Genomic DNA, 25,909 nt, shown 5'->3' with positions numbered 1-25,909 from the left:
TTTTACTCTAAAACACCTTTTTCCTTCAAAGCCTTGATTTGTTCAGCATTAAAGCCCAGAGATAGTAAAACTTCCTCATTATGCTCGCCTAATTTAGCACCAACATGCTTGTATTCAGGCTGCGTACCATCAAATTTAAAAGGAGAGGCAATTTGTTTTTGCATAGTGCCATCGCTTTTGGGTATAGTCACAATCATTTCTCGTGCCTTTAGCTGTGGATGTTCACATGCTTCAGGAAATGTTAGAACTGGCTCTACACAACCTTCAAAATCCTCGTTAAACACTTCAAGCCATTCTTCATATGTCTTGGACAAGAAGGCATCGTGAACAGCCTCTTTAAAACGAATTTGCGTATAGTAGGAGTCATTGAAGGTATTATCGATCAATTCGGGAATATCGAGTGCTTCACAGAGCAATTTGCGAAATTGAGGCTCTAAACTACCGACAGAGAAAAAGCGCCCATCCTTTGTTTTGTAAAAATCATAGTAACTGCCTCCATTTAAAATTTCTTGCTCTGGCTGTGGTACACGTCCACCTCCAATAAATGCTGCTCCATACATAGCATTAAGTGAAAAGACAGCATCTGTCATACTAATATCGATGAACTGTCCTTCTCCTGTTTTTTCACGATGAAGGGCAGCAGCCAGCACACCTATTGCTGCATGCATTGTCCCTCCAGCTATGTCTGCTAATTGAACGCCCATGGAAACAGGCTTTTTATCCTTATGGCGGGAATAGTCGAGTAAGCCAGCTAAGGATAGATAGTTATTATCATGTCCTGGTCGATTACTATAAGGCCCTGTTTGTCCGTAGCCAGTAATCGCACAATAAATAACCTTAGGATTTATTTCTTTAAGCGCTTCATAGCCGATGCCAAGTCGCTGCATTACACCAGGTCGAAATCCTTCGATAATAACGTCATACTCCTGTACAAGTGATTTAACAATGTCGATAGCTTCTGGTGATTTTAAATTTAGCGTTATAGATTTTTTTGATCGATTTAAATGTTGATGGATATATGCCTCGTGATCATCGTCATAGGGAGGCATAATTCGTGTTAAATCAACCCGCTTTGAAGATTCAACATGGATGACATCTGCTCCTAAATCAGCAAATATCATTGTCGCCATTGGTCCTGGTAGTAATGCAGAAAAATCGAGAATTTTTAACCCCTTTAAAATGCCCAAATCTTCCAACCCCTTTTTGTGTAGGCTACACAACCATCTGGATGATGATGGCGAGTAGCGCTTTTCTCATAATCCCCATTGTGTGAAAAGCGTATTCTATATACTGTATTATTACAGTTTATTATATTTTAATGAGTATTATAACAGATTAAATCTTAACTTGCCTATGCTAATTTTTATTATAAAATAAACGCTTCAACTTTTATATGTCAGAATAACAATAAAAGTAAAAAAATTTAGAATTTAGATTTTCTATCAAATTTCAGATAATTAGCGTCAGCTGTTGCAATCTTTAATCTAAATAACTAAAATGTTGGAATTTTGTTTGCCAGATTCTATATGATACATCCACGTTTATTGATACAATCCTAGAGGTGTGTTGGATTCTTCTTACACAATTAATACATGTTACTTTTACCTATAGGAGTCTTTGCTTATAATAGGCACTAATTGTTTAAGAATCTCTCAAAATATACATATAAAAAATCATAAATAGGAGGGGAAAAATGAAATCGCACCGATTAAAATTAAAGCATCTTATAATGGGCGTAGCAATGGCAGCATTCTTTTTAACAAGCATAGGTAGTGTTTGGGGCGGCTATAGGATGAACATTGATTCCATTAAGGAAAATACGCTAGAAACGAATAGAGTTTATGCTCAAAAATTGGCCTCAACTGCTGATTCCTATCTACACGAAGCTTTCCAAATATTAGGATATAGCGCGGATCAGGTTAGGACGAAAATGGATGATGAACAAGTATTGAATCAGGAAACAGAGCGTTTGAGATTGCAAAATCAAATGTTCAATTCGGTGGTTATAACAAATGCAAAGGGACTTGTTTTATCTGTCTCTCCGCCATCTATAGAAATTAAAGGAGAGATTTTAACATCAATTGGCGCTAAAGAGGCATTAGCCAAAAAGACACCAATTATTTCTAAGCCATATGAGGCGATGACAGGGCGGCTCATCATTTTTATATCGCATCCTATTTTCTCGGAGTCCAATGAATATCTAGGAATGATTGCTGGCACTATTTATTTAAAGGAACCTAATGCCTTTAAAAGCTTGTTGGGAGAACATTATAGTAAGGATGGTTCTTACGTATATGTAGTTGATTCAGAAGGACGAGTTATCTATCATCAAGATCCAAGTCGTATTAATGACATTGTAACAAAAAATAAAGTCGTTCAAGCTGTTACATCTGGCAAGGATGGTGCCCAACTGGTTGAGAATACAAAAGGAGTGAAAATGCTAGCTGGCTATAGTGCAGTGGCATCGACAGGATGGGGAGTTGTTGCGCAAAAACCTTTAGAAGTTGCATTAGCCCCTTCATTTGATCGTGTACAGGAGGTCCTTATAAAATCTGTGCCTCTTATGTTTGTTTCCATTATCATTGTACTTTGGGCTGCAGCACGTATTGCGAATCCCTTACAACAATTAGCATCATTAACAGAAGAAAGTTTAGATAAGAAAAATGTAGAAGGTTTAAAATCTGTTAGTGGATGGTACTTTGAAGCCTATTCTTTGAAGAATGCATTGGTTCGAAGTTTATCGTTTCTACATGGACAGGTCTCCTTTTTCAAAGATCAATCTACTGTTGATCCACTGACGGGGATTACGAACCGACGTACAATGGATTCAATGCTTGCTGAATGGTTAGCAAGTAAGGTACCACATGTCATTATTTTGTTAGATTTAGACCACTTTAAAAGTGTGAATGATACATATGGACATGCAGTAGGCGATAAAGTTTTACAATTTTTGGCTAGACAAATGGAATCAGTAGCTCGTGAAGGCGATGTATGTTGCCGGTACGGAGGCGAGGAATTTGTCATACTTCTGCCGAACACGACGGTAGAGGAAGCCACACTAGTCGCAGAACAACTACGAAAAACTTTGGCCGATACGGTCAGTCCATGTGGTAGACCAATAACATTATCTGCGGGAATAGCAGCCTATCCAGCAATGGCACATACAACTGAAGCGCTAATTGAAGCGGCTGATGACGCACTTTACCTTGCGAAACAAGAAGGGCGAAATCAAGTAAAAGTTGGAGTCTCAAAAAAGGGATAAAAAAATATAACAAAAGAGCTTACAACCCTAATTTTTGGGGTAATGATTAATGCAAACATCATTTGGGCAAGCTGTATATAAGTCATCAGCCACATGACTTTTAAATTATGTTCAAATGATATGTAACTCGGGCCACATCTCTTGATCGACTTGACAAGACGTAAGGTTATCCCCCTTTCCCTTATGACACCCCAAGTACGACTAGATGTATGCCTATATATCGTCAAAAGCCAAGCGAGCACCGATGCTCCTTGGCTTTTTTACATTTTGTGGGATATTCTAACAAAGTGACAAGCTGTGGTTTTGATACGAATTATAGAAAGGTGATTAGTATAAGGAGCCATTAAGGAAAACTTAGCTTTCCTTTTGATGACAACAAATTTGTTGCTCCTTGGCAATTCCCTTTAAACGTGCATAATCATTTCCCCATGTACACATTGTATTTAAAACGGGTATAAATGACTCTCCTAAATCTGTTAAACTATATTCTACTTTTGGTGGTACTTCTTTAAATATTTCTCTCCGAACAAGTCCGTCTCTTTCTAACTGCTTCAATTGATCGGTTAGAACTTTTTGCGTAATTCCGGGTATTAATTCATAAAACTCTTTCGTCCTTACTGATTGTTGACTCAAGAAAAATAGTATTAATCCTTTCCATTTGCCACCTGCAATATCCATAAAAATATTGATTCCTGTATTATAGTTAACCATGTGCTTCCTCTCCTAAATAGGCACAAAAATGTGGCTATACCACTTTTTTGTGCGTTATTTTCTTATTTATTATTGCTTACTATAATTAGAGGCGCAATACAATAAAAACTTAGGAGTTGTTCATAATGAGTGTAAAAGATATTTTAGAAAAAAGACGTTCAGTTAGACATTATGATTCAAATTATAAAATTAGTTCAGAAACATTGACTGCCTTAGTTGACAGTGCAAGTAAGTCGCCTAACGGAAATAATATTCAAGCAACGCGATACTTAATAATCGAGGATGCGAACTTAAGAAATTTATTACTACCTATAGCTTTTAATCAACAGCAAATAGTAGAAGCTTCAACGTTAATCGTCATGTTGGGCGACTATCAGGCATTTAACAAAGGTAATATTATTAAAATTCATGAGGAGGGGTACCAAGCAGGTTATTTTGATGAATCATTAAGAGACTATCTTGCGAATGCTGCAATAAATTATTATGAAAGTAAGACAAAAGAAGATCTAAAGTTAGAGTTAACTAGAGATGTAAGTCTTGCCTCAATGTCCTTAGTTTTGTTAGCGAATGAAGCTGGTTTTGACACAATTACGATGTCAGGCTACGATTCTAAGAAATTGAAAGAGATCTTAAATATTTCTGATAGGTATCTTGATGTTATGCTGATTGCTATTGGTAAAGGTATAAAAGCAGGTCATAAGACTGTTAGGCATAATGTAAACAAGGTAATTTATAAAAATGAAATAATTTAGTGTTTTTAAACTAACCGAACTTTTAAAAGTCCAAAATTAATATCTAATAAAGAGAAGCCAATTATGAATCTATCTTTAATGGCTTCTTTTTTATGTATTGCAAACTATGAATTTTTAAATATTCAGTGATGGAAAGCTAATGGACTCGCATAGTAAAGAAATCGTATTTTAGTCTCTAACTCTAGAAGAAATTTACCCTACTATTTTAGATTTATCTATGAAGGTTCACTAGTCTTTGGTCGATATAAAGGATATGAGCAAATGATATTTGTACGTATCAAAATACATAAACGAAAGGAAGAGTGGAATGGATAAATCTAAAATCCAAAAAGTAAATAAAGCCTTGATTGCAACAGTATTTGCTTCAAGTGGGATTGCTGTTGTAGTACCTCCACCAAATGCAGCAGCGGCTACTTCTCCCTTTACGGATATTAACCAATACTCGGACAATTATAATGAAATATTAAAACTATATTCTCAGGGCGTAATGAGCGGTTTTGCGGATAATACTTTCCGTCCTGATGTCAGTGTAACTCGTGGAGAGGCAGCGAAAATGCTGGCAACGGCGTTAAAATTGGATACAAAAAATATCCAAGATCCTTACTATAAGGATGTTCCAAAGGGCAATCAATATTATAAATACGTAGCGGCATTGCAAAATGCAGGTATTATGTCGGGCTATTCAAATGGCATGTTTATGCCGAATGAAGTGTTGACTAGAGGGGAACTAGCCAAAATGGTTGTAGTTGGATTCCATCTAGAGGTATCCCCTACGTACAACAATATTTTTAAAGATGTGAATAGCAAAACAAACAATGCCATCTATATTCAAACTTTAATCGATTTGAATATTACAAAGGGCACAACTCCTGTTACATTTTCTCCATTTGATCCTGTTACTCGCGGACAGTTTGCTTCGTTTGTAGTGGGTTCACAAGAGAAGAAAAGTAATGAAACATCTTACAAAATCACAAATGTGGATGATGACGCAGTTTATATAAATGGCCAGTCATATACAATTCCAGAGAGTCTTGCTCATATTTTTAACGAATATAATGCTCCGGTGTTAAAAGGTGCATTCATTGAGGGGGATTTATCGAGTAAGGGAATTCGCTCCATTTCAAAATTGACCCTTAATGCAAGCGGGACAAGCACACGTTCTCTAGATTTTGATGGAAATTACGGTTCTTTTGGTGCAACGATTGTAGTAAATGGTAATTATATAGAATTCTCGAATATGACGCTGACAGGGACAATGTTTGTCAACGAAACCGTTCGCCCACCATTGCATTTAGGGGCTACTTACAATCAACCATTAGCTCTTGGTCGTGTGGCAAGTAACAATATTTCATTTATTAATTGGTCAAACCCAGATAACAATAAAGGCGATGATTCGTCAAATAACAATTCGAACGATCTTCAAAATTGGACAAAACCAAATACTGAAAATGATAAGCCATTTGTTAACTGGTCTAAAGAAAAAGAGGAAATGAAAAACGTTGAGAAGTACCTAGAATTTTATAACAGTAGTGTTTCTCGACTAGTAGTATCTCAAACAGGTACAAAAATTGAAACAAATACAAAACTACCACGTGTAGACATCATTGGGAATGTGCGTGAGTTTGAAATTCAAGGCGATATTGGTACGTTAAATTTAAATACAGAAACAAAACTTACAATTTATGGTTCAGGAAATATCGATTGGATCAATTACAATAGCTACACAGATCTAGAGCTGTATATTGATGGACGAATTGGCACATTATTTGTTGATAATTCATATGGCAAAATTGATATTGGAGATTATACGTATATTGATAAGGTCATCTTACCTAAGGATGGATCACCAAATAATATCTTCGACGATTTCCTCGATGATAAAGATAATATAGGCAATATTACTGATCCAGATGGCAAACCAATTGATAAAGAGGAAAATGAGAATCAAAATCCTGATGATAAAACAAAACCAATCATTAGTATTACGAATGTAAAAGTACTAAATGGTAGCGAAATTCAAGCAGATTTCACTTCTGATGAAGTCGGTACGTACTATTATATTGTGCGTGAAAAGGGCGCAGAGGCACCAAATAAAAGTGAAATGGTTAACCGTCTCTCAAATAAGAACGTAGCACATGGAACTGCGGCAGCCATCAAAGGAACAAACTCAATTAAGGTTTCTAATTTAGGTGAGAAAAAGGAATATGTTATCTACATTATGGTTGTGGATGGCTCGAAAAATGCATCGGACATAGTTTCTCAAGAGTTCCAAATGAAAGATGCTTCACCACCAGTAGTGAAATCCCTACAAGTTACGCCATTACATGGAGGAACACGTGCTGAATTTACTTTTACAGCCAGTGAACCAGGAGACTATTACTACTATGTACGTAAGAAAACAACAGCAACTGATCCAACAACGGCTGACATCGTTGCAAAACCAATAGGTTCGGGTAAGGCTGTTGGAGGTAATCTAGGTATTAAGGGAGTTTTATCAGGCTTAGAGGCAGAAGAAATGTACCAGCTCTATGTGGTGATGAAGGATGCATCTGGTAACTATTCGATAGACCCTATCCCAAAAGAGGCCATCGAAGAGTTTACGACAAGTGCACTGGATAATATTCACCCTTATGTTGAACAGACGAAGTTAGAACCAGCGGGAAAATCAAATCAATTTTATTTATATTTAAACGAAGCATTAGATCCCGAAAGTGCACGGAATATAAATAACTATGATTTATCTGGGACCGTTATTGTAAATACAACAGGACAAAATAAAATTAAACCTTCGGCAGTAGATTATAAAGAAGGGGACAAAAGAGTGTTATTAACGATTCCTTCTGAAACAGGTTTTGTTTACGGTGATACATTACGCGTGACTGTTTTACCAAAAGTAAAAGACTTAGCGGATAATGACTTTGAAAATACCAGTACTGTAGATCCAGGCAAACCTGTACGAAATTATGCAGAATATATCCATCAAAAATTTGATATGCCCGTTATAACTATTGAAAATGTAATAAGTAAGCCAGATCAAAATGATAACTTTAGACGCTCTGAAGTTGAGTTTAAACCAAGTAAGGCCGGTACTTATTATTATATGGTGTTGCCTAATACTGTTGACGATAATGGGGAAGTAAAAACGTTTAGACAATATTTAACCGATAAGGGTATTACTGAACGTGATTTTGTTAATGAGTTCGCAAGTGAATCATCGTTAAAATCAGGTTACTTCCAATTAGGCGGAAAGGATATTTATATTGAACGTGGATCGGGTCCAGCTGATTTAGAGGAAGCTACAAAAAAATTCCCAATAACGTTAGCTAAAGATAAACTAAATCCATTTTTAAGCTATTCCGTGTATATGGTCTTAAAGGATCGTGGTGGGGAAATTTCGAAAATTACCTCTGGGGAAATGATTGGTGATACTAGAGCACCTTTAATTAAAAATTTAGTAGTAAAACCTAAAGAAAATGATGATACGACAGCCATGATTTCCTTTGATACTGATGAAACAACGGAGCTTCATTATTGGTTTGTACCGAAGAAAAATACAGATGGTACAACAAATGATTCAGCAAATCTAAAAATTGATACACCTGCTGAACGTAAATTTTTAGAGGATAAATTAAGAATTAGCCCAAGTGTTAAGAAAAGTGGAAAGGGATCATTTCCATTATCTGAAGCAACAGGTGTAACGTTAGAGCCTCATACGGAATACGTGGTATATTTTGGTGCGGAAGATACTTATGGAAATATGACAGTGTACAGATCCAATACCACTTCTGATGGATACGATGAATCAAGCGTAGGGTGGATGAAAGAAGATTTCTATTCCGATGGTACACCACCTAAAATAGCAGTTGGCACGCAACCATGGATTAAGAAAATATCAAAAAATGAGTTTGAGGCAATTGCGCAAAATCCGTTAACTTCAGATTCTATGACATTTAGTGAAGACAGAACATTTGTAGTAACGTTCTCAGAAGCTCTGAATATTACAGATGCTCAATTACTTTCAGCTTTAAATACTAAGCTAGATGGTACAACAGCAACAATTAGTAAGATCGAATGGGAAGACACAGTAAATATTAAAACATGGCAACCACGTAAACTATTAATTCAATTCAATCAAAGTGTTCTAAGTAGCTTTACTCTGGATATGAACAAAGGAACAGTCGTAGTCAAAGACTTTGCTGGATTGACATTCGATAAATCAATAGGAGAATTCAAATACCAAAATATGCCGGGATTTGGTATTGCTGGCGCAGGCTTGATTGGAAACCTAACTAAGAATACAAGCCTTCCTGCGACATCAAATAAAATTCAGGTTGTATATACAGTTAATTCTAGAGTGCATAATCCGAAATACTACTATGTCATGTCAAATACAAATTATGACCTTACATCATCAACAACTATTTTAACAAAGCAGCATATTATTGCAGGTATAGATCCAGAAAATAATCTAGCATTCGATGTTAAAGGTACTAACGTTATGTTAGGAGACTCGTTATTAAATATTAGTTTATGGCCAGACAGTCTAATTGGTACAGCTAATCAGCCAGAGAAGGTATTTATAGAAAATAAATATATCTACATGGTTTTAATGGATGATTACGGAAATATTTCAGATATTTCGAAAGCTACAATTATTAAATAAGTTACTAAACAGCGAGCTTTATTAATTTATTCATAATATCATCTGCTATCCCAAAAGAATTTTAGTCAAATCTACTGTGAATAATTGAAGGCAGAAATGTTGTTCAAAACAACGTTTCTGCTTTTAAATTGGCATAAATAAAGTAAAGTGATCTATTGTACCATCATATTATTTGGAAAAATAAAGGAGATTCTCACTAATTTTTATATATGAATTGAACTATTTATTTATATCTTTAAAGTCATTGGAGAACAGACAGCCTCTATAATTGGCAGTACTGACAAAGAGGTATACATATATGGTGATCATTATTCTAGAGGTGGAGAAATTATTTATAGGGAATTCCAATTAAATGTGCCAGCCTTGGTTCAAAAAGAGGCCCTTGATTCAAAATAATGGGAGTTTCAGTTTCATTTTCAATTGAACGATTGGCAGACTGTGCAGGAGATTTTATTTTTTTATAGAAGATACGGCGCTTGAATTCCCTAAATAAAGTACATTATGGAATGAGATGCCTGCTGTGAAAAATAATAAGGTTACTACTTTAGGTAGTACTACCTCCTACTTTAATGACCCTGTTTCATTAAATAAACACCTTAATTTAGTAGTAGAAGCCTTTAGTAATATAAAAAAATAAATAACATGAATAATTCATAAGCCAAACTACAATCTATCGTATTTTGGCTTTTATTTGAGAATAATTTTTAATTATAATAATAGTAGTAAAGAAGGTAGATAGGAGAAGTTAGGGCATTATGAATGTTGATGTCCATATTTACCTGTGGGATCTTTCTGCTACCGTGCCTGTCCTACAAATCAAGAAATAGCAAAACTCATGATGTAATCTCTTTCAGTTGCAATATAGTTATATACCAATTTATACGAAATTGTGGAACTCCTTACCTACTGTGAAGGAGAGGCAAGGTTAGACTTTAGTTTATCCTGCAAGCAGTAAAGTTATAACAAAGAGGCTGGGACATAACTAACTGGGACCTTCATAAAGCCGTATAATCTCTAAATTAACAAAATATGATAACTAGAAAAACCGAACTATTCCGAAATACTTCGTAAGCGTTTCAGTGGATAGTTCGGTATTTTTGTTGGTTGAAACATTTTTGTCCCACCCTCTTCTTAGCTAGGAATTTAAAATCGAGAAAGACTACTAAATTACAATTTGCTATATCTTTTTTAATGAAGAGTAACCCCTTATAAATGTCATTATTTTACAATAAATACTTATTTTAATAAAATGTAATTATAAACCATTTTTATGAGAGATCAGTAGAATTGTTGCGTGTAATTGATAAGATGCATTACAAGGAGGAAAAAGAAATGAGTAATATTTTAACATTGTCGAATATCACAAAGAGTTATCGAAATAATAAAGTAATTAATAATGTTTCTTTCTCAGTTCCAAAAGGTGAAGTAATAGGCTTAGTTGGACCAAATGGTGCAGGGAAAACAACCCTGATGCGAATAATTATGGGATTAATAACGAAGTTTGAGGGGGAGGTTCGGTTTGATATTGAAAAGCAGCCTTTAAAACATATAAAACGTATTGGAGGACTGATTGAATACCCTAGTTTTTATCCCCATATGAGTGGAATGGATAACCTTATTTATTTTGCAGAGATTTCAGGGGGATATGATAGAGATAATGTTTCATCTGTAATCCATTTATTGGGGATTGAAGGTTTTGTTCATAAGAAGGTAAAAAGGTATTCTTTAGGAATGAAACAGAGGTTAGGAATTGCACAGGCATTAGTTAATAATCCTAAACTATTGATTTTAGATGAACCCACAAATGGCTTAGATCCAGAAGGAGTTGCTGAAATAAGAGAAATATTGGGAAAAATTTCAAAAGAAAGAGGGATATCAATTCTTGTATCCAGCCATATTTTATCAGAAATTGAAGCTGTTTGTGATAAAGTTTTGTTTTTGAAGAAGGGAACAGTAGTAGATTATATTGATTTAAAAACAGAAAAACAGACTGATAGAGAGCTACATGAATTTATCATAGAAACTAAAAAAATAGAAATGGTAAAAAACTATTTAAATGATATACAAAACATACCTTTTATAGAAATAGATCAAGATAAAGTAAAATTTCAATATCTTTATAAAGATTCTGATTCTCTTATAGTAGATTTAGTAAAAAATAAAATTAGTATAAATGCTATTTATCCACTTCGCAAAGATTTAGAAAAGAGATTTTTTGAGTTAATGGGAGGAAATAAGATTGAATAGCACTTTAAGAATATCAATATTAGAGGTTAAACAATTATTCAAAAGATACGGCATTTGGTCAAGTTTATTTATTGCAGTTTTATACACTATTACAATTTATCTAAAAAGGCCCATGTATCCATCCCCTTCGGATTTGGATACATATTACAATTACTTTGGTGATATTTCGTACTATATTATTCTCATTCTGCCTTCTTTTATTATGTCCAGAGAGTTTTCATTAAAAACTTCTAGAATTATATTCACAGGATCTTTATCACGTATAAATATAGTCCTATCAAAATTACTTTCATTGATTTTAATTGGATGTATTGTTGGAACTATTCACCGATTACTAGCCAATTTATTGTGGGTATTGGAACATAATAAATTTACTCTGAATAATCTTACACACGATATTTTTACTAATCTAACAAATTATTTACTTATTTCCTTTTTTGTTTCAAGTTTATCTTTCATCATTGGTTTCATTACGTTCAGTCAAATTGCAACAATAGTTTCCATTATTTCTATGTTTTCATTTGAGAGTATGATTAGAGGTATTATTCTAATAAAATTAGATTATACAACAAAATTAGCTCTTTGGATTAAAGAGAATCCACTGGCTTTGGTTTATAAGGGAATGCAATATAATAATTTATCAATATCAAATAATATTTGTTTAGCATTAACAGGCTTAGTATTATTTTTAATATCTTTAATAATTATTAATAAAAGAGAAATTTAGGAGATTGATAATATGACTGGTATGTTTTCTATAAGCCGAATGGAAATAAAGAAAATATTTGATACATCAACATGCGTTTTTTTAATAATATTATTTATTGCTACAATTATTGATAATGTTCTTTATTATCAGATGAACTTAAGTAAAAGCGTAGAGTTAAGCGGAAATATTGGTATTTCCTTATTTATTATACAAATTTATTTTATTTACTTAGGTAGTAATATGATAGGATCCGAGTTTAGTTTTGGAACTTCGAAAATGGTATTCAGTAGTATGTTCAGTAGAAGTCAAATAATTCATATTAAAAGTGTTTCATTTTTATTTTATACTTCTTTATATGGCATTTTTAATATATTAATTGGATTAACTGTTCAACTTATCATAGGTAAACATTTCTCTAGTATGGAGATCCTAAGTACGCTATTCTCAGTTTGGATTGTATATATAGTTTATTTCGCTTCTATCTTATCAGTAGGAATATTTACAATTTCTATTACGTTTAATCGCGTTTACTCATTAATAACTGGATATGTTCTATATATTTTTTTATATAACATTGGTATACAAATTGTAGAAAGAGATGAAAGTTGGATGAAGACGATTATGGAGAATACACCATTTTACATTGCTTCTGATGGTTTTTCTACTCTATACTACAATATTAATGATATTATTTACTTAAGCTTCTTTTCAGTAGTAATTTATATAATAGGTCTCTATATTATCAAAAAAAGAGATTTGAAATAAATAAACTCTATATATTTTGTTTAGATTCTTGGAATAATCGTAGTTTATCAGGGAAATATATTTTAAATGTAGTGCCAGTATCTTCTTGAGAATCTACACTTATGCGTAACCCTAATTTTTTGCACAAGGTTTCACAAAGGTACAAACCCATACCAGTAGATTTAACATAGTTTCTACCATTGGTTCCCGTGAACCCACGTTTAAAAATTCTCTCAATATCAGATGAAGCTATACCTATACCATTGTCTGATATTAACAATAAAGTACCGTTTTCTACTTTTTTAGCAATAAAGGATAATTTAAGTGGATTATGACGATATTTGATAGCATTATCTATTAATTGCTTTAAAATAAAAATAATCCATTTTGAATCAGATGTGACTTTCAAATCAAGGTTATCCTTATATATGCTACCATTGGCACGAATAATACTTAGAGATAATGATTTAATAGCTAAATTTACAGCCTTATCAAGTGTAAATGTTTCTATTCTATAATCTTGAGTTAAAGTACTACTTCTTGCATAGTATAGAGCTTGTTCAACATAACCTTCTATTTTTAATAGTTCTTCTTGAATAAGTATGTTTTCAGGTGTCTTATGGTTACTTAAAATTAACTTTAGTGCAGTGATTGGTGTTTTTATTTCATGCACCCAAAGTTCAATGTAGTCGGTATAATCACGTTGAGAGTTTTTCAAAGAGAACATACAATCATTCATGTATTTTGTTGCTTCATTTAAGATGTTGTAGAAGAATTTCCCTGAAAAAAAAGGGGGTTCCTCTACAATATCTGCGATGTATGTTTTTTCTTTGATTTGTTTTGAAATATTTTTTATTTCATTATAATATTTACTTAATTGATAGTATTTAACTATAATTGGTGTGAAAAAGAAGAATAGAAGAATTAAATCTATTACTATTACTAAACTTCCATTTTCATTATACAAGTAGAGGACACTAGAGATAATTAGCAAAGATAGTAAATGAAAAAGTATTGCTAACTGTTTTTCCTTAAAAAATTCAATTAAACTCATAACTGATAACCCTGTCCTCTCTTCGTTAATAAATATTTTTTTAAACCGATCGATTCCAATTTGCGCCTTAACCTCGATATATTAACATTTAAGGTATTTTCATCAACAAAATCTCCGTTTTGCCAAAGCTCATTCATTATTTCATCTCTAGAAACTACGTTTCCTTTATTCATCATCAATAATCTAAGAATGCATAATTCATTCTTTGTAAGTTCTATTTCTATATTATTATAAATAGCTTTGCTCTTTAATATTTCCAGTGTTAAATCTTTATAAGAAAGGATAGCACTTTTGGAAATTTCGTAAGTTCTCTTTAAAACGGATTGAATATGAGCTAAAAGGATTTGTAAATCATATGGTTTTGTAATAAAGTCATCTGCTCCTATTTGAAGACTTAATAGTTCGTCAAAGGAAGTGTCACGGCTAGTTACTATAATAATGGGCACAGAAGACACTTTCCGAATTTCACGACACACTTGAAAACCGTCTTGAAAAGGAAGGTTAAGATCTAAAATAATTAAATGCGGCATGCTTTGTAGAGCATCTTCTACAATTTTTGTGAAATCGTCGCCACTTATGCATTCATACCCATATCTCTCTAGAAAATCAAAAAGTTCCTTTCTGATAATTGGATCATCCTCGATAATGAATATTTTCATTTTTAATCTCCCCTTAATCGAACCAATGAATGGTTTTATTTCCATAATTTATACCTTTTCATTATATTATAGTGCATAGTAAGTAAACTTACAAAACGGTAATATTATGATACAATAATCGATTTTTTGTTAATTCATTAAATGGTAATATTATGGTAGTAAAAGGATAAGTCATCCATAAAAGGAGTGAAATTGGGAAGTGAATACAATATTAAAAGTTGAAAATATTGAAAAGGTGTATGGTAATAAGGGTAATGTAACCCATGCATTAAAAAACATTTCATTTGAAGTGCAAAAAGGCGATTTTATAGCAATTATGGGACCAAGTGGAAGTGGTAAATCGACTTTACTTAATTGTATTTCAACCATTGATACTGCTACTGCTGGTCATGTATTTATAGATGGCGAAGATGTCACAAAATTAAAGGGCCATAAATTATCAAAATTTAGAAGTGAGAAGTTAGGTTTTATATTTCAAGAATATAATTTACTAGATACACTAACTGCTTTTGAAAATGTTTCTTTGGCATTATCTATAATTAATTATCCAGTGAATGAAATTGAACATGAAGTCGATAGAGTTGCAGCCGCTTTGGATATAAAGGAAGTATTGTACAAATACCCATATCAAATGTCAGGAGGACAACAGCAGAGAATTGCGGCAGCGAGAGCCATTGTTACAAGGCCTACATTATTATTAGCCGATGAGCCAACAGGGGCTCTTGATAGTAAATCTGCTAAAATGTTGCTGAAAAATTTAGAAATATTAAATCAGCAACAAGATGCCACAACTTTGATGGTTACTCATGATCCTTATAATGCTAGTTATTGCAGAAGGATTATTTTTCTAAAGGATGGAGAAATTTTTAATGAACTAATACGAGGAAAAGATGATCGTAAAACTTTCTTTAATCGAATAATGGAGGTTGTTGCACTACTAGGAGGAAATATCAATGATGAGTTTTAAATTGATATATAAAAATGTAGGCAGAAGTATTAAAGATTATGCTATTTATTTTCTAACTCTTGTTTTAGGTGTCAGCCTATTTTATGCATTTAATTCAGTATCATCACAACCAGCTTTAAATGATTTAAATTATTCTATGGAGATTTTTGGGGATGCATTAGTTACGTATATTGGACTTTTAACAAGGTTTATTGCAATTGTTTTTGCTTTTCTCATCATATATGCCAATCAATTCATAATGAAGCGAAGAAAAAAAGAAATGGGTATTTATATGACATTAGGGATGAGTAAATGGCGGATATCCTTTATTTTTGTAGGTGAGACCTTTTTGGTAGGGTTATTTGCTTTAATTATAGGCCTTGGGCTAGGATTTTTAATGTCACAAGTTATTTCGATATTAGCTTTAAAAATGTTTGTAGGTGATGCAGTAGGATATAAATTGTTGTTATCAAAAGAAGCTATAAAAGAAACTATTATAAGTTTTTCAATTATTTATATTATAGTAGCACTTTTTAATACTCGTAATATTATGAACATTAAACTTATCGATTTATTAACTGCGAATCGTAAAAATCAAGAGTTAAAGGTCTATAACAAATGGGCGACAAGTAGCCTTTTTTTATTAGCAATTACTTTAATAACTACTGGAATACTATTGTTAATGAAATTAGGACTTGATAAGAATTATTTAACTGTGATAGTCTCGCTTCTTGGTGTTGGTATTATTTTGTTTTATTATACCATTTCCAGTGTGATGGTGTTCTTGGCTAAAAGAAACAAAAAGCTGTATTTTAAAGAACTAAATTCATTTTTGTTTCGACAATTCGGAAGTAAAATGCAAATCAATTTTCTAGTAATAAGTATCTTAAGTGCATTACTGATAGCTTCACTAGTTGTTCTAGGTACAGGATTTAGTGTTACAAGTTCTATGAATAAACAAGTTACCACGGCAACCCCATTTGACTTAACAATTGTAAAACCATATGAGGATAACAAAAATCTTTTAGAAACAGCAAAACAAGATGGCATTCCACTTAAAGAAAATCTTAAAAGTTATGTAGAGATAATGTTGTTTAATGCAGATTTAACTTATGGAGAATTGTTTAAAGAGCAACAAGTAAAACTATCTGATTTAGAACAAGAGATACTTATGTCACAAGTTACTTTAATAACTGAAACAGATTACAATAAAATATTGGAACTATCTGGAGAAGAGGGAATTCAGTTAGGAGAAAATAAATTCATTATTAATGCAAACTATGAACCCTTTAATAAACATATTCAATATTTCTTAAATAAAGAAGGAAAAATAAGAATTGGTGATAAGGAGCTCACTCCTGCAAACAAAAAAATATTTGGCAATATTACTTACTTAACAAATTCAACCAGGGAAAATGATGTAGGAACAGTGGTTGTTCCAGACAATATGAAAAATTATATGAATCCTGATAGTTTCTTATTGAATGGTGTTTTTCCCTCTCAAGAAATAGAGGGCACGGTCTATAAAATAATGAATAATAAATGGGTTGAAAAATCTCTTGATGGAAAGATTTATTATGTAACTAAGAGTGTGATACAAGACACTTACTTTGGCGTATTTGGAGTAATAGCTTTTATTAGCAGTTACTTAGGAATAATTTTAATGATTGTCACGTTATCCATACTAGCATTACAGCAATTAACAGAAACCCAGGATAACAAAGAAAGATACCTGACATTATCGAAAATTGGTGCAGATAAAAAAATGATTAATAGGTTGTTATTTAGACAAATTGGATTTTATTTTATTTCACCTTTAATTATAGCTAGTTTCATATCAATCTTTACTACTAAGGTTGTATTAGAAAAATTAGAACCATTTTTTGAAGTCTCTATCAAACAGAATATGTTTTTAAGCTTTGGTATTATTTTGTTGCTATATGTAATATATTTCATTGCAACTTATCAGAGTGCAAAACAGGTAATTTTAGACAATAGACTTAAATAAAAGGAGTAGATAATATGACTGAATTTCTAATGGGTTTTGGATTATCGGAGGGAATAGTTGAAACTATTAAATGGTGGATCCCGTATTTAAGTTTTATAATGATCATAATAATCGTAACCATTTTATTCAAGGTTATCCGTAAAAAGAAAATAAAGAATGCGAAAAATTAATAAGGTATTTAGTTTAAAAAAGCATTATTCTTGGTTAAATGATCTTAGAACTAACATGACTTGTTCCTCACAATTTTACAATTGACAATTGAAGCAGTTAAAAATAATAGCGTATTCAACTTAAACCCAGAGCGTTTCTGGCCTTATGATCCAATTGCTGTAGAATCACAAGTTGAAGAAATCGCTAGCATGCTTAAGGAACTTTTGGAGAAAGAGAAGTAAATGTTATAAAAATGCCCAAGTGGAATGATTACCACTTGGGTTTTTTCTACTACGTATCCAAAAACCGGGGAAGCCGGCCGAGCAAACAAGGTAGGACACTCACATGGTCCTCCTCATCAAACTTCACATAATTAGTATGAATGTTTTGGTCGCTTAAATGCTTCAGTCGTTCAGCCGCTAGATCAGCTCCCTCTAACATATCTGGCAACTCGTTAGCACCGATTGTGAGTAAGAGATTAATAGCATGCTGACCGTTCCAATCATCAAAACATCTGTCTATTACTTTTAGTACTGCATTGTCAGCCCACCAAACAGAAGGACTGCCAGCTACAATGTGACTGAATAAGTGAGGTTTTGCACATAAAGCATATAGTGTGAAAAGACCGCCTAAGGAATGACCAACAATCGCTTGCTTCTTTTTATTGATAGGCCATTCCTGTGCTATAGCAGGCATAAGCTCATGTTCAATAAAATCTAAGAAATCATTAGCTTTGCCGTTTGGAGGCCAAGGCGTTCCATCTGGACGTGGTGGCAGATGTTCTTTGGTAACAGGTAGTGTAAAATCGAGACAGCGTCGCTCCATATCAAAAGGTTCCTTTGAGGGATAACCGATGCCAATAACAAGAATAGGATCATAGCCTTTTGGTTTACGTGTTTGTAATTTCACTGCCTCTGCAAGTGTTGGAAAAAGGGCGTCCCCATCTAAGGCGTAGATGACAGTATAACCATCTGCTGGTGGTTCATCTGTTGGGCTTGCAATTAAAATGCGATAATCTAGCTGTTGACGAGATGTCATGGCAACTTCAAAGTAGTTTTCTGATGTATAAGGTTTCTTTGTCATTGTTATCATGGCGCTAAAAACTCCAATACATCTTCTATCACTTTTCCTTGAGCATGAATACCGCCATTTAGCCAGTAATCCTCAGATGTCTCAAATACTTGATTGTTTTTGAAGGCTGCTGTACTTTGCCAAATTTTACTGTTCTTCAACTCATTTAAAAATTCATCCCCAAGATTACCATCATTGATTAGGAAAATATAATCGGCATCCAGTTCAGGTAGAATCTCCAATGATACTTCGAAGGCACCATTTTTCACGTAGCTGCTTTGTTCAAATCCTAATTCATGTGTTAAGACATACCCACTAAAATACTCATCCGTCATGAAAAACATACCTTTTGCATTAAAGCGAATTAAAGCAATTTTTTTACCCTCTGTTATAGAGGATAGCTTTGTTTTTGCTACATCTACTTTTTCTTGATAATCCTGTAAGGCTTGCTCAGCCTTGTCTGTTTCATCAAGTAGTTGCCCTAAAACTTTAATAGAGCCTTCTAAATCACTTGCAGCATTATTAAAAACATAGGTTGGTGCGATTTTTGCATATTTTTCATAGGTGCCATTTTCCATATAAAATGAATTGTGCAAAATAATTAAGTCTGGTTTATCTGCTATAATGGCTTCGGCTGATGGGGGACCGCTTGCAAAGCTAATTTCTGGTATACCCTGTAGCTGATCTTGTAAATAAAGCTGTGGCTTAACACCATTAGACCATTGCATAGTAGGCTTGATACCAAGAGCTAGTAATGAATCCTCCATGACAGGTGCAAAAATTTTAGTAGGCTTAGCTGGTAGTGTTACCTCATTACCAACCTCATCTTTTAGTGTTAACGGATAAATACTTTGCTCCTTTGTACTTTCTGAGGATGCCTGCGTTTCTACCTGTTCCACTTTATTGCTTGATTGGGTATTGCAGGCGGAAAGTATGCCGATAGTTAGCAAAAACATCGCTGATAAATAGGCAGATTTTATAATTGTATGACATTGAATAGGACAATTTTGTTTCATTGTTCATCAAAGTCTCCTTCCAGTGATAATCATTCTCAAATGGAATTATAAATCACTGTCTGATACGTTACCATGGACGGGGACAGGAAAAGGATTTGGATTTTTTCCGGTTAGCATAAGTAACATTTCATCTAGCATTCGGTTTATAGCAATAGCTGAGTATTCGAACCAAGGATTCGAAGGTAAAACATAGACATGTCCATTTTTTACAGCACGGAGCTCTTTCCAACGATCAAGGTATTGTAGAGTAAGCCAATAATTTCGGGTTGGTGAATCGGGACAAATGATAAATAGCAAACGGTCAGGGTCTATATTTACTAGCTGATCAAGTGTAATATGCTCATTATATGTTTGTTGGTGAGTATCGACAGAGCGAAGCTGTAAATCTGTATACAGTACATCCTGAATCCCTTTATTACAATACATAAATAATTGATCACCGCATAAACGAAGAACAGCAAACGTATCATTTTCAGCAACTTGATTAATTTCTAATCTCGCCTGTAATACCTTTTGTTCATATGTTTGAATGAAGTGCTCACCTACGCTTTGCTTTTTAACAGCTACAGCTATTTCTCTCAGCTGTGTTCGCCAATCCTTCGCTTGTATAAAGACACTTTTGATGCCAATAGTTTGAAGCCAATTAAGCATGGAGAGGGAGGGTTCCTCTTGAAAAATATGAATATCTGGCTTAGCGGAGGCTAATTTTTTGAAGTTATCCTCTGATTCTGTATCAAATATATTAACATGCACGGGAATTTTCTCTTGATAATGATTGTAATAATAAGGACTCCATTTAGCATTCAGCGGAGCCGCAACTGGTATGATACCAAGCGCTAATAAATTTCCAGTAGCGGAGACGGAAAAAGTAGAAATACGCTGGCGAGCCATCTCACTATAAGCAGAAGGTGAAATCCCAACTTCTTTTTTAAATTTTCGGCTAAAATAAAATTCGTCACTGTAACCTACTTTTCTAGCAATCTCACGAAGTAATAAATCGGTATCACGCAGTAATTGCTTGGCATGTCCGATACGTAGCGCCGTTAAATAATCTGTGGCACTTTGACCGAATGCCTTTTTAAATGCCTCTCCAAAGTAACTGGAACTCAGACCCGAAATGAGTGCTAGATGCTTAATCGTGAGAGGTTGATGATGGTTTTTAGCAATATAATCTCGAATATCCTTTAATGATATTTGAGTTGTCGTATCTGTTATACTTCCCTTTTCCATATAAATGTCACCCCTTATTATAAGTATGAGAATTACTTGGCAGTAACCAATAGTTTTGGTAATGCACCGAGTAACTTCTCTCTTGTAAAGGCATCTCCATAATTCCACTTTGTTGCATCCACTAAATAAGCATGGTTAGTTTGTACAGCAGGGAGTCCTTTCCAAATATCGCTATTAATCAATTCCATCGTAGCCATTTGCGATTCGGGTTTATCAGATAACAACATAAAGATACGGTCACCAGCATACTGAGGTAAGTGATCTATTGGTATTTCTCTATACCCTTCGCCTGCTTGAAGTAGCTTTTTGACTTGTGGGTGAGGTTGAAAACCATCTGGATGAAAAAGAGCAGGGGATAGACCTGTACAGCCCATAATAAAAAGACGTTTGCCATGATCAAAAGTCAAAACAGATGCTGTTTCACCAGGCTCTATCACTGTTTGTAGCTGCTGCCACATAGTATTTTCTTGGATTTTAAAATATTCTAGCCAATCTTCTGCACGCTGTTGTTGGCTAAGCCACTGCCCTAATAAAAGAACGCGTTCCTCCAATGAATCCCAGGAATTTAGGGTAACTGTTGGTGCAATAGAAGATAGTGCTTGATATTGCTGTTCGTCATTATTTGTAAAGATAATTAAATCAGGGTTCAGCTTCGAAGATTTTTCAAGATTGATTGGAAAGGCAACATCTTGAATATAAGGAACATGGTTTTTATAGAAGGATTTACTAATAGAGTTTTTGTTACCACCTATTGGCTGCACATCAAAAATCAACATATCCCCAAACGTTTCTCCATGATAAATAACACGATGCGGTGAACGAGGAATGGCTACCTCGTGTCCTGTCCAATCTTTTACAACAGTTTTTTGTTTATATTGTCGTGCAAACTCTTTTGGAGGTATTCCAATTACCTGTCGGAAGCGGCGATTAAAATAATATTCATCATCAAATCCCACTTGCTGCGAAATATCTTTTAATGGCTCATTTGTTTGTAGTAATAATTCCTTGGCATTTGTAAGACGTAAATCTGTAATATAATCAAGTGGTTTCTTCCCAGTTAAGGTTTGGAAGATCGTACTATATTGCCATTGAGCTATACGAGCGAGTTCCGCTAGCTTTTTCACTGTTAAAGGCTGTTGAAAATAGTTATGTATATAGTCGATAGTTTCTTCAACCGCCTTTGTCATTGTCAACTGGTAGTTCATATGAAGCTGATGTTCAAATAATAAATTTAAGAGTTCATACAAGACTCCTTGTTGTTTAAGAAAATCCAATTTAGGATTTAAATTATACAGATTTTCGCTAAGACGAATTAATCGTGTATACGGATAAATTGTATATTCCACTTCATCAGAAAAAATAGATCCTAGATGTGGGGAAGGGTGCTTATGTTTTAGCTGAAAGGCTGAAAAGGCAATTTTATAGAAACGGTAACCATGATTTATATCCGATAAATCAATCATAGAATGGGGCTGAACAAGAAAAATTTTTCCTTTCGTCACCAAATAGGGTATATCATCAATCGTTAATGTCCCACAGCCATTTGTAAAAAGTATCATCGTATGATGAGAAGTCGAGATAAACGGATAGCTCTGCGAAATACAGTCAATATCTTTTAAATGAAATAGTAAATCATTGTTAATAGAAGCTGATTTATTGTCTTCCATCTGTTCACTTCCTTAGTAAATGAAAATGATTATCAATTAACTGTATTGTATAAAAAGTAAAGAGACATTTCAACAAAGATGAAATGTCTCTTGTTAGTTATTTTTTTAACATAGTAGGTAATTGTGATAACAGCCATTCTCTTGTTGAGGCATCGCTATCACTTTTTTCAATATCAAATGTGTAGACATGACCGTTCTTCACTGCCGGTAGGTTCTTCCAAATTGGACTTTCCATCATTTCTTTTGTCGATTGTTTTGCTTCATCATCGACTGGTGTGAGGATGAAAATTCGATCACCAGCATATTCAGGAAGAAGTTCTGTGGAGATTTCAGCAAAGCCTGTTCCATCATCAAGAATTTTTTGTATGTTGTCGCCAGGCTTAAGCACATTTGAATCGTATAAAACTTGAGAAAGTCCAGCACGTGCCATGACAAATAATCGATCTCCTGGATAATATGTTAAAACCGATGCCGTTTCATCTGGTTTAATGATGTCATCAGCTACAAGCGACTCCCACATTTTATCCGCTTTTTCTGTATAAGCATCCATCCATTGAGTTGCTTCTTCTTTTTTATTAAGTATATCGCCCAGCTCTGTTAAACGTTGGTTTAAGGGCGCAAAAGTATCAAACACGATAGTAGGAGCGATTTTAGAAAGCTGTGAATATGTTTTTTCATCTGAAGTACCAATAATGATAAGATCAGGCTTTAATGACAATGTTTTTTCCACATTAATAGGAAAACCAACGTCCTCCACATCTTTTACGCGATCTTCCCAAGCGTAATTTGTAATCCAAGAGAAGCCAGCACCAACTGTTTTGATATTCAATGCAAGTAAATCACCGAATCCTTCTCCATGATAAACCACTCTCTCAGGATCTACAGGAATTTCAACCTCATGACCTAAATAATCCTTATAAACACGAGTGGTTGATGCTGATGTTGTTGTCTCTTCCTTCTTTGTTTCTTGATTGGTAGAACCACAAGCAGCTAGTATGATACTAACCAGTAATAATAAGCTATAAATGAGCATATGTCGCTTTAATTTTTTCATGTCTCTTCCTCCGTAAATGATAATCATTATCGATATAGGCTAGCATAAATTAGTCAGTGACCTAGAACAATGGATAAAATGAAAAAGGGCCATTAAGGTTTATCCAAAAATCTAACTGTAACCTTAAATTAAAATCCGTTTTACCGTATAAGTATCCTTCCATTGGTGGAGAATGGACTTTTCATTGGACTAAGATTCGTGTAATGAAAGGGGGTTAAAAATAAAAAATTATTGGATGTTTGTCATAACAGGAATGCTATTAATTGTTACAACTACGGGGTTTGGTCGCATGGCATAAGGAGTTATATTGCCGTTTATGCAGGAGGGAATGAATTTCACGACCACTCAATCTGGTTACTTAGGAACAATGCTGTTTTTAGATTATTTACTAATAGTGGGAATTTCTGGAATACTTACAACACACATTAGTGCAAAAAATGTTCTGTTAGCAGGGGGAGCCTGTGTCATTTTAGGGTTAATAGGACTGGTGTTTGTTGCAAATTTCTGGTAGGCTGCCATCACACTGTTCCTTGCAGGTGCTGGTCTATACGCCACTACTATCGATAGCTATTAACCTGTATCCTAAGAAACGAGGTACTGTCATGGGACTGTTAATGAGTGGAGCCGGGATAGGGATGTTTTTATCAGGTTTGATCGTACTTTCTTGCTTATCAACTTCCTGAGTTAGATTGGAGAGGAGCATGGCTAATTTTCGGAGTTTTGACACTAATCGTCGTATTGTTAGCGTTTTGTACAATAAAGCTCCCAAGTTCTATACAGAAAAACAACGTTTGGAGAAGGCATGTTATTTATTACAAAGCGGGACAATGAATGTTATGGAAATAGCGAATGCTGTTGGCTATTTTAATCCGAGTCATTTTGCTGCGGTTTTTAAGGAGAAATATGGGTTGAATCCTCGAGACTTTATCAGATACAGATCACAATAATACCCTTCAGCTTTTAAACAAAGCTGAAGGGATTTTTTTTATTTCACTATGCTATCCATTACATTTTCAATAATTTGGCGATTGGCTATAGCACCTGAATATAACCAGCTCGAACTTGATTCGAATTCATAAACATGATCATTTTTAATGGCAGGTATATTAGCTAGCAGAGGATCGCTTAGCAATTCAGAGCTACCTGCACTATCACTGTTAATAACAAAAAGATAGTCAGCATCTATTTGAACGAATTTTTCTAAAGAAACTTGCGACCAATCACCAGCAGCAGAAGCTGACATCTCTTTCACAAGGCTTGGCGTTTGTAACCCAAGATCCTCATAAAGAACAACACCGCTAGAAGCTGTTTCACTTACCATATAGATTGAATTTTTGATATTCCAGATCACAGTGGCTGAAGGCTTCCCGACTTTGTTGTGAATTTCTTCTTTTGCTTCTTTAGCGAATTGATCATAATCTGCTAGAACTTCCTTTGCCTTATCTGTTTGACCAAAAATTTCGCCCATTTTTAATAGTTTATTGCGCCAATTATTATCCTCCGTTCCCATCACATACGTAGGTGCAATTTTGCTATATTGCTTATATTTTTCACCTTCAGCAATTTCAGGAGAACCGATTACAATAAAATCTGGATTAAAGCTTGTCACAGCTTCATAGGGAAGATCGAATTCAATTGTTGGAATATCCTTTAATGAATCCTGGAGATAGTCTTGGATAGAAGTCCCACCCTTTACGGACCATTGTGCAACGGGCTTTAAACCTAATGCTACAAGGTGATCTTCTAGATAAGGAGCTATGATGCGTTGGGGATTTTTAGGAATGGTCACTTCATGTGCTATTGAATCTGTTAATACTCGATTGGAGTTTTCTTCCTTTGCCTTCTCTATTGTGGAAGAAGATTGAGTTCCGCATGCAGTCAAAAGGATGGAAATAATTAAAATGCCAGTTAAAAAGGCATTCTTTTTTATAAATTTTTTCAAAGCTATAAGCCTCCTATTTCAATT

The 25,909-nt window shown here is 34.0% G+C and carries 20 protein-coding genes; 10 read left to right on the top strand and 10 right to left on the bottom strand.

The features are described 5' to 3' along the window. Positions 1-2: 2 nt before the first annotated feature. Complete coding sequence (locus AAJG31_RS12445) at positions 3-1,187, bottom strand: CaiB/BaiF CoA-transferase family protein (protein WP_048390754.1); 1,185 nt, start codon at positions 1,185-1,187, stop codon at positions 3-5. A gap of 506 nt (positions 1,188-1,693) precedes the next feature. Here AAJG31_RS12445 and AAJG31_RS12440 point away from each other — a divergent pair. Next, complete coding sequence (locus tag AAJG31_RS12440) at positions 1,694-3,262, top strand: diguanylate cyclase (RefSeq protein ID WP_279493643.1); 1,569 nt, start codon at positions 1,694-1,696, stop codon at positions 3,260-3,262. Between the two features lie 354 nt (positions 3,263-3,616). On the opposite strand, the gene AAJG31_RS12435 is transcribed toward AAJG31_RS12440, so the two are convergent. Next, complete coding sequence (locus AAJG31_RS12435; RefSeq protein WP_048390751.1) at positions 3,617-3,973, bottom strand: helix-turn-helix domain-containing protein; 357 nt, start codon at positions 3,971-3,973, stop codon at positions 3,617-3,619. 125 nt (positions 3,974-4,098) lie between these two features. Here AAJG31_RS12435 and AAJG31_RS12430 point away from each other — a divergent pair, with 125 nt between their 5' ends. From AAJG31_RS12430 to AAJG31_RS12410, 5 genes are all read left to right on the top strand, one after another. Beyond that, complete coding sequence (locus AAJG31_RS12430; RefSeq protein ID WP_048390749.1) at positions 4,099-4,725, top strand: nitroreductase family protein; 627 nt, start codon at positions 4,099-4,101, stop codon at positions 4,723-4,725. 307 nt (positions 4,726-5,032) lie between these two features. Next, on the top strand, positions 5,033-9,388 hold the full coding sequence (locus AAJG31_RS12425; protein ID WP_279493645.1) for an S-layer homology domain-containing protein: 4,356 nt from the start codon (positions 5,033-5,035) through the stop codon (positions 9,386-9,388). Between the two features lie 1,332 nt (positions 9,389-10,720). Continuing rightward, positions 10,721-11,635, top strand: a complete 915-nt coding sequence (locus AAJG31_RS12420) for an ABC transporter ATP-binding protein (protein WP_279493647.1) — start codon at positions 10,721-10,723, stop codon at positions 11,633-11,635. Then, positions 11,628-12,362 (top strand): hypothetical protein, encoded by a 735-nt coding sequence (locus AAJG31_RS12415; RefSeq protein WP_279493649.1) that lies wholly within the window; start codon positions 11,628-11,630, stop codon positions 12,360-12,362. Before AAJG31_RS12420 ends, AAJG31_RS12415 begins: the two co-directional genes overlap by 8 nt. A gap of 12 nt (positions 12,363-12,374) precedes the next feature. Continuing rightward, positions 12,375-13,109: a hypothetical protein gene (locus AAJG31_RS12410; protein ID WP_202342733.1), complete on the top strand. Its 735-nt coding sequence runs from the start codon at positions 12,375-12,377 to the stop codon at positions 13,107-13,109. Positions 13,110-13,116: 7 nt separating this feature from the next. Here AAJG31_RS12410 and AAJG31_RS12405 read toward each other — a convergent pair whose 3' ends face one another. Together AAJG31_RS12405 and AAJG31_RS12400 are read right to left on the bottom strand one after the other, a co-directional pair. Beyond that, entirely contained in the window at positions 13,117-14,142 is a 1,026-nt protein-coding gene (locus tag AAJG31_RS12405; RefSeq protein WP_279493652.1) for a sensor histidine kinase, read from the bottom strand. Further along, on the bottom strand, positions 14,139-14,801 hold the full coding sequence (locus AAJG31_RS12400) for a response regulator transcription factor (RefSeq protein ID WP_004233853.1): 663 nt from the start codon (positions 14,799-14,801) through the stop codon (positions 14,139-14,141). The genes AAJG31_RS12405 and AAJG31_RS12400 overlap by 4 nt, the downstream gene beginning before the upstream one ends. 199 nt (positions 14,802-15,000) lie before the next feature. On the opposite strand from AAJG31_RS12400, the gene AAJG31_RS12395 reads away from it, so the two are divergent. Both AAJG31_RS12395 and AAJG31_RS12390 read left to right on the top strand, forming a co-directional pair. Next, a complete protein-coding gene (locus AAJG31_RS12395; RefSeq protein WP_009373595.1) occupies positions 15,001-15,768 on the top strand; it encodes an ABC transporter ATP-binding protein in 768 nt (255 codons plus the stop codon). Next, on the top strand, positions 15,755-17,755 hold the full coding sequence (locus AAJG31_RS12390) for an ABC transporter permease (RefSeq protein ID WP_279493654.1): 2,001 nt from the start codon (positions 15,755-15,757) through the stop codon (positions 17,753-17,755). Before AAJG31_RS12395 ends, AAJG31_RS12390 begins: the two co-directional genes overlap by 14 nt. Positions 17,756-18,196: 441 nt before the next feature. Here AAJG31_RS12390 and AAJG31_RS12385 read toward each other — a convergent pair whose 3' ends face one another. The 5 genes from AAJG31_RS12385 to AAJG31_RS12365 all read right to left on the bottom strand — a co-directional run bounded on the left by AAJG31_RS12385 (position 18,197) and on the right by AAJG31_RS12365 (position 23,943). Further along, on the bottom strand, positions 18,197-18,997 hold the full coding sequence (locus tag AAJG31_RS12385) for an alpha/beta hydrolase-fold protein (protein ID WP_341715384.1): 801 nt from the start codon (positions 18,995-18,997) through the stop codon (positions 18,197-18,199). Then, entirely contained in the window at positions 18,994-19,992 is a 999-nt protein-coding gene (locus AAJG31_RS12380) for an ABC transporter substrate-binding protein (RefSeq protein ID WP_279493659.1), read from the bottom strand. Before AAJG31_RS12380 ends, AAJG31_RS12385 begins: the two co-directional genes overlap by 4 nt. A gap of 45 nt (positions 19,993-20,037) precedes the next feature. Beyond that, on the bottom strand, positions 20,038-21,222 hold the full coding sequence (locus tag AAJG31_RS12375; RefSeq protein WP_279493660.1) for a helix-turn-helix domain-containing protein: 1,185 nt from the start codon (positions 21,220-21,222) through the stop codon (positions 20,038-20,040). A 32-nt stretch (positions 21,223-21,254) separates the two neighbouring features. Continuing rightward, positions 21,255-22,889 carry a helix-turn-helix domain-containing protein gene (locus AAJG31_RS12370; RefSeq protein ID WP_279493662.1) on the bottom strand — a complete coding sequence of 545 codons (1,635 nt, stop codon included), beginning with the start codon at positions 22,887-22,889 and terminating at the stop codon, positions 21,255-21,257. A 97-nt stretch (positions 22,890-22,986) separates the two neighbouring features. After that, positions 22,987-23,943 carry an ABC transporter substrate-binding protein gene (locus AAJG31_RS12365; RefSeq protein WP_279493663.1) on the bottom strand — a complete coding sequence of 319 codons (957 nt, stop codon included), beginning with the start codon at positions 23,941-23,943 and terminating at the stop codon, positions 22,987-22,989. A gap of 328 nt (positions 23,944-24,271) precedes the next feature. Here AAJG31_RS12365 and AAJG31_RS12360 point away from each other — a divergent pair, with 328 nt between their 5' ends. Then, positions 24,272-24,454 (top strand): hypothetical protein, encoded by a 183-nt coding sequence (locus AAJG31_RS12360; RefSeq protein WP_279493664.1) that lies wholly within the window; start codon positions 24,272-24,274, stop codon positions 24,452-24,454. Between the two features lie 190 nt (positions 24,455-24,644). Further along, positions 24,645-24,890, top strand: coding sequence for a helix-turn-helix domain-containing protein (locus tag AAJG31_RS12355; protein ID WP_279493665.1), 246 nt, complete (start codon positions 24,645-24,647; stop codon positions 24,888-24,890). A gap of 38 nt (positions 24,891-24,928) precedes the next feature. Here the strand turns inward: AAJG31_RS12355 and AAJG31_RS12350 are convergent, their stop codons facing one another. Further along, positions 24,929-25,885, bottom strand: a complete 957-nt coding sequence (locus tag AAJG31_RS12350) for an ABC transporter substrate-binding protein (protein ID WP_279493666.1) — start codon at positions 25,883-25,885, stop codon at positions 24,929-24,931. Positions 25,886-25,909 lie beyond the last annotated feature (24 nt).

Source organism: Lysinibacillus sp. BS3, from assembly GCF_039614735.1.
In the GTDB taxonomy this organism is placed as follows: Bacteria; Bacillota; Bacilli; order Bacillales_A; family Planococcaceae; genus Lysinibacillus; species Lysinibacillus capsici.
Note: the sequence above shows the minus strand (reverse complement) of the source record. Positions and strands in the feature narration are given on the sequence as shown.

What these genes read in the sequence shown, in the direction of transcription:
- AAJG31_RS12440 (WP_279493643.1), top strand. Translation starts at nt 1,694, where the DNA reads ATGAAATCGCACCGATTAAAATTAAAGCATCTTATAATGGGCGTAGCA.
- AAJG31_RS12435 (WP_048390751.1), bottom strand. Translation starts at nt 3,973, where the DNA reads ATGGTTAACTATAATACAGGAATCAATATTTTTATGGATATTGCAGGT.
- AAJG31_RS12430 (WP_048390749.1), top strand. Translation starts at nt 4,099, where the DNA reads ATGAGTGTAAAAGATATTTTAGAAAAAAGACGTTCAGTTAGACATTAT.
- AAJG31_RS12425 (WP_279493645.1), top strand. Translation starts at nt 5,033, where the DNA reads ATGGATAAATCTAAAATCCAAAAAGTAAATAAAGCCTTGATTGCAACA.
- AAJG31_RS12420 (WP_279493647.1), top strand. Translation starts at nt 10,721, where the DNA reads ATGAGTAATATTTTAACATTGTCGAATATCACAAAGAGTTATCGAAAT.
- AAJG31_RS12410 (WP_202342733.1), top strand. Translation starts at nt 12,375, where the DNA reads ATGACTGGTATGTTTTCTATAAGCCGAATGGAAATAAAGAAAATATTT.
- AAJG31_RS12405 (WP_279493652.1), bottom strand. Translation starts at nt 14,142, where the DNA reads ATGAGTTTAATTGAATTTTTTAAGGAAAAACAGTTAGCAATACTTTTT.
- AAJG31_RS12400 (WP_004233853.1), bottom strand. Translation starts at nt 14,801, where the DNA reads ATGAAAATATTCATTATCGAGGATGATCCAATTATCAGAAAGGAACTT.
- AAJG31_RS12390 (WP_279493654.1), top strand. Translation starts at nt 15,755, where the DNA reads ATGATGAGTTTTAAATTGATATATAAAAATGTAGGCAGAAGTATTAAA.
- AAJG31_RS12385 (WP_341715384.1), bottom strand. Translation starts at nt 18,997, where the DNA reads ATGATAACAATGACAAAGAAACCTTATACATCAGAAAACTACTTTGAA.
- AAJG31_RS12380 (WP_279493659.1), bottom strand. Translation starts at nt 19,992, where the DNA reads ATGAAACAAAATTGTCCTATTCAATGTCATACAATTATAAAATCTGCC.
- AAJG31_RS12375 (WP_279493660.1), bottom strand. Translation starts at nt 21,222, where the DNA reads ATGGAAAAGGGAAGTATAACAGATACGACAACTCAAATATCATTAAAG.
- AAJG31_RS12370 (WP_279493662.1), bottom strand. Translation starts at nt 22,889, where the DNA reads ATGGAAGACAATAAATCAGCTTCTATTAACAATGATTTACTATTTCAT.
- AAJG31_RS12365 (WP_279493663.1), bottom strand. Translation starts at nt 23,943, where the DNA reads ATGAAAAAATTAAAGCGACATATGCTCATTTATAGCTTATTATTACTG.
- AAJG31_RS12360 (WP_279493664.1), top strand. Translation starts at nt 24,272, where the DNA reads ATGAATTTCACGACCACTCAATCTGGTTACTTAGGAACAATGCTGTTT.
- AAJG31_RS12355 (WP_279493665.1), top strand. Translation starts at nt 24,645, where the DNA reads ATGGCTAATTTTCGGAGTTTTGACACTAATCGTCGTATTGTTAGCGTT.